General features: G+C 61.8%; 3 protein-coding genes. 2 read left to right on the plus strand and 1 reads right to left on the minus strand.

Annotated features, from left to right (window positions below):
• Positions 1-132 precede the first annotated feature (132 nt).
• Positions 133-2,874 carry an aconitate hydratase AcnA gene (gene acnA, locus ACW9JE_RS28640; RefSeq protein WP_457434668.1) on the minus strand — a complete coding sequence of 914 codons (2,742 nt, stop codon included), beginning with the start codon at positions 2,872-2,874 and terminating at the stop codon, positions 133-135.
• Between the two features lie 327 nt (positions 2,875-3,201).
• Here acnA and rlmM point away from each other — a divergent pair, with 327 nt between their 5' ends.
• Together rlmM and tusA are read left to right on the plus strand one after the other, a co-directional pair.
• Positions 3,202-4,275: a 23S rRNA (cytidine(2498)-2'-O)-methyltransferase RlmM gene (gene rlmM, locus ACW9JE_RS28645; protein WP_224533903.1), complete on the plus strand. Its 1,074-nt coding sequence runs from the start codon at positions 3,202-3,204 to the stop codon at positions 4,273-4,275.
• Between the two features lie 192 nt (positions 4,276-4,467).
• Positions 4,468-4,719 (plus strand): sulfurtransferase TusA, encoded by a 252-nt coding sequence (tusA, locus tag ACW9JE_RS28650; protein ID WP_224533902.1) that lies wholly within the window; start codon positions 4,468-4,470, stop codon positions 4,717-4,719.
• The last annotated feature ends 80 nt before the right edge of the window (positions 4,720-4,799 follow it).

Below are 4,799 nucleotides of genomic sequence, written 5' to 3' on the forward strand. Positions count from 1 at the left end.
GGTCAGCCACATCTTTGTCGACTGATACACCGCATTCGCGAGCAAGCCCGCTCCCACATTAGCTCTGTGTCAGTGATGAAATTGCGTCCAGAAAAACACCGCCCGAAGGCGGTGTTTTTGTCAGCGGCAACGCTACGAAGCGATCAGCTGTCGCAACACATAATGCAGGATCCCGCCCGACTTGAAGTATTCCACTTCATTGAGCGTATCGATCCGGCACAGCACATCGACCTTTTCCTGAATGCCGTTTTCACGGGTGATGACCAGGGTCAGGTTCATCCGCGGCGTCAGCTCGACGCCTGTCAGACCGAGGATATCCACCGTCTCGGTGCCGCGAAGGTTCAGGGTCTTGCGATTCTGATCCAGCTTGAACTGCAACGGCAGCACGCCCATGCCCACCAGGTTGGAGCGGTGAATCCGCTCGAAGCTTTCGGCGATGACCGCCTTGACCCCCAGCAGATTGGTGCCCTTGGCCGCCCAGTCTCGGCTCGATCCGGTGCCGTATTCCTGGCCGGCGATCACCACCAGCGGCGTTCCCGCCGCCTGATAACGCATGGCCGCATCGTAGATCGCCAGCTTTTCCCCGGTCGGGATGTACAGGGTGTTGCCGCCTTCTTCGCCACCAAGCATTTCATTGCGAATGCGGATGTTGGCGAAGGTGCCGCGCATCATCACTTCATGGTTGCCGCGTCGCGAGCCGTAGGAGTTGAAGTCCCGCGGTTCCACGCCTTTCTCCCGCAGGTAGCGTCCTGCCGGGCTGTCGGCCTTGATGTTGCCGGCCGGCGAGATGTGGTCAGTGGTCACCGAGTCGCCCAGCAATGCCAGCACCCGCGCCGCCTTCACGTCCTTGACCACCGGCGGTGGGCCGCCGATGCCGTCGAAAAACGGCGGATGCTGGATGTAGGTGGAATCGTCCTGCCAGACGTAGGTGGCCGCTTTCGGCACTTCGATGGCCTGCCATTGTTCGTCGCCGGCGAACACCTCGGCGTACTCCTTGTGGAACATGGAGGTATTGACCCGCTCCACGGCATCGGCGATTTCCTTGCTGCTCGGCCAGATGTCGCGCAGGTAAACAAGTTGGCCGTTCCTGTCCTCGCCCAAAGGCTCGCGACTGAGGTCGATGCGCACGGTGCCGGCCAGGGCATAGGCGACCACCAGCGGCGGCGAGGCCAGCCAGTTGGTTTTCACCAGCGGATGAACACGGCCTTCGAAGTTGCGGTTGCCTGACAGTACCGAGGCCACAGTCAGGTCGGCTTGCTGGATGGCTTTCTCGATCGGTTCCGGCAAGGGCCCGGAGTTGCCGATGCAGGTGGTGCAGCCATAACCCACCAGGTCGAAGCCCAGTTCATCGAGGTATTGCGTCAGGCCGGCCGCCTTATAGTAGTCGGTGACCACTTTCGAGCCGGGCGCCAGCGAGCTTTTCACCCAGGGCTTGCGCCGCAGGCCTTTTTCCACAGCCTTTTTCGCCACCAGACCGGCCGCCATCATCACGCTCGGGTTGGAGGTGTTGGTGCAGGAGGTGATCGCAGCGATCACCACCGCGCCGTTTTTCAGGCGGTGGGTCTGGCCTTCGAATTCATAGTCGGCTTCCCCGGCCATGTCCGCGTTGCCCACCGCCACGCCGCCACCGCCCTCGCTTTCCAGGCGGCCTTCCTCTTTGCTGGTGGGTTTGAGGGCTACGCCTAGGAAATCGCTGAAAGCCTGCGCGACATTCGGCAGCGACACGCGGTCCTGTGGACGCTTGGGACCGGCGAGGCTGGCTTCGACGCTGGCCATGTCCAGCGCCAGGCTGTCAGTGAACACCGGCTCCTTGCCCGGCAGGCGCCACAGGCCCTGGGCTTTGCTGTAAGCCTCGACCAGTTTCACGGTCTCAAGTGGTCGACCGGACAGGCGCAGGTACCCCAGAGTGACGTCATCCACCGGGAAGAAACCGCAGGTGGCGCCGTATTCCGGGGCCATGTTGGCGATAGTCGCGCGGTCCGCCAGCGGCAGATCGGCGAGACCGTCGCCATAGAACTCGACGAATTTGCCGACCACGCCTTTCTTGCGCAGCATCTGCGTGACGGTCAGCACCAGGTCAGTGGCGGTGATGCCTTCCTTGAGCTTGCCGGTGAGCTTGAAGCCGATCACTTCCGGAATCAGCATCGACACCGGCTGGCCCAGCATCGCCGCTTCCGCCTCGATACCGCCGACGCCCCAGCCGAGAACGCCGAGGCCATTGATCATGGTGGTGTGCGAGTCGGTGCCGACCAGGGTGTCCGGGAAGGCGTAGGTGCGGCCGTCCTCGTCTTTGGTCCAGACGGTTTTGCCCAGGTATTCAAGATTCACCTGATGGCAGATCCCGGTGCCCGGTGGCACCACGCTGAAATTGTCGAAGGCGCTCTGGCCCCAGCGCAGGAACGCGTAACGCTCGCCATTGCGCTGCATTTCGATGTCGACGTTCTGTTCGAAGGCGCTGCTGCTGGCGAACTTGTCGACCATGACCGAGTGGTCGATCACCAGATCCACCGGCGACAGCGGGTTGATTCGCTGCGGGTCGCCACCGGCCTGGGCCATCGCGGCGCGCATGGCGGCAAGGTCGACCACGGCGGGCACGCCGGTGAAGTCCTGCATCAGGACCCGCGCCGGGCGGTACTGGATCTCGCGGTCGGAACGGCGTTCCTTGAGCCAGGCGGCAATCGCCTTGAGGTCGGCGCCGGTGACGGTTTTTGCGTCTTCCCAGCGCAGCAGGTTTTCCAGTAGCACTTTCAACGACATCGGCAGCTGGTCCAGATCGCCCAGGCTTTTGGCGGCATCCGGCAGGCTGAAATAGTGGTAGGTCTTGTCGTCGACTTGCAGGGTCTTGAGGGTTTTCAGGCTATCGAGGGACGGCATTGCGATCACTCCTTTGCATCCGCACGGCTACGGACTGAGGGAACGGGCAGAGCATTAAACCTAGCCCGGTTTGGTGCGTAAGGCGAACCACCGGATGATCTGTGTTGCATCTCGGCGGGTACGATACTCAGAGTCCATGACAATGCTGATCGTTCGATCCGATGGCGGCCATCGTCCGATGGTGTGGCGCCACTAAACCAATGGATATCAGCCAAGTCCCGGGCTGCGAACTCGGCTATCATGCGCCGGTTTTCGTGACAGGCTTTGCTCCAGCGCAAGCCTGGACATCGCGCAGTGGCCCGCTTGGCCATCTGCCCAGGAGTAAGAATGAATACCCTTTTTATGCATTGCCGGCCGGGCTTCGAAGGTGAAGTCTGCTCCGAGATTTCCGACATCGCCGCACGGCTGAACGTGGCGGGTTATGCCAAGGCCAAACCCGCCAGTGCCTGTGCCGAATTCGTCTGCACCGAGGAAGGTGGCGCGGAACGCCTGATGCGCGGCCAGCGTTTCGACCAGTTGATCTTCCCGCGCCAATGGGCACGAGGGATGTTCCTCGATTTGCCGGAAACCGATCGTATCAGCGTGATCCTCGCCCATCTGGCGGATTTCCCGACCTGCGGCAGCCTGTGGCTGGAAGTGGTCGACACTAACGACGGTAAAGAGCTGTCGACCTTCTGCAAGAAGTTTGAAGGCCCGCTGCGCAAGGCGCTGGTCGGTGCCGGCAGGCTGGTGGACGACGCCAGCAAGCCGCGTTTGCTGCTGACCTTCAAAAGTGGCCGTGAAGTGTTCGTCGGCCTGGCGGAATCCGACAATCAGGCGATGTGGCCGATGGGCATTCCGCGCCTGAAATTTCCGCGGGAGGCGCCCAGCCGTTCGACTCTGAAGCTTGAGGAAGCCTGGCATCACTTCATCCCGCGGGATCAGTGGGACGACCGCCTGCATAGCGACATGACCGGCGTCGATCTCGGCGCCGCGCCCGGCGGCTGGACCTGGCAACTGGTCAACCGCGGCATGCTGGTGACAGCCATCGACAACGGCCCGATGGCTGAAAGCCTGATGGACACGGGGTTGGTCCAGCACCTGATGGCCGACGGTTTCACCTTCAAGCCCAAGCAACCGGTGGACTGGATGGTCTGCGACATCGTCGAGAAGCCGGCGCGCAACGCGGCGATGCTGGAGGAGTGGATCGGTGAGGGTCATTGCCGCGAAGCGGTGGTCAACCTCAAGTTGCCGATGAAACAGCGGTATGCCGAGGTGAAGCGCCTGCTGGAACGCATCGCCGACGGCTTCAAGGCGCGGGGCATCAAGGTCGAGGTGGGCTGCAAGCAGCTGTACCACGATCGTGAAGAGGTCACCTGCCATTTGCGTCGATTGGACGTGAAAAAGCCGAAATCCCGCTGATCGTTTTTGATTCCTGTAGGAGCGAGCATGCTCGCGATGGTCGTCAACGATAACGCTGGGTACCTGACACCCAACGGCGCTCTCTGGTCCATCGCGAGCATGCTCGCTCCTACAGGGACGGCGTGACGCCACGTCGCAGATGACCGAACCCCGACAATGCGCGACAATGCCGGCCAGTTTCAGGAGTGAATCATGAGTGAAATGCTTGATACGCCGGTAGACGGCACCCTCGACGCCACCGGCCTCAACTGCCCGGAACCGGTGATGATGCTGCACCAGCACATCCGTGATCTGGCGCCTGGCGGCCTGCTCAAGGTGATCGCCACCGACCCGTCGACCCGCCGCGATATCCCCAAATTCTGCGTGTTTCTCGACCACGAACTGGTGGCGCAGCACGAAGACGCCGGTACCTATCTGTACTGGATTCGCAAGAAGTCCGGCTAAGGCCAGGCCAGACACAAACACTGTGGGAGCGAGCCTGCTCGCGATGCGGTCGTCCATTCAACATCGGTGTTGATTGACTG

The sequence above is a fragment of the Pseudomonas sp. SDO55104_S430 genome, from assembly GCF_054070595.1.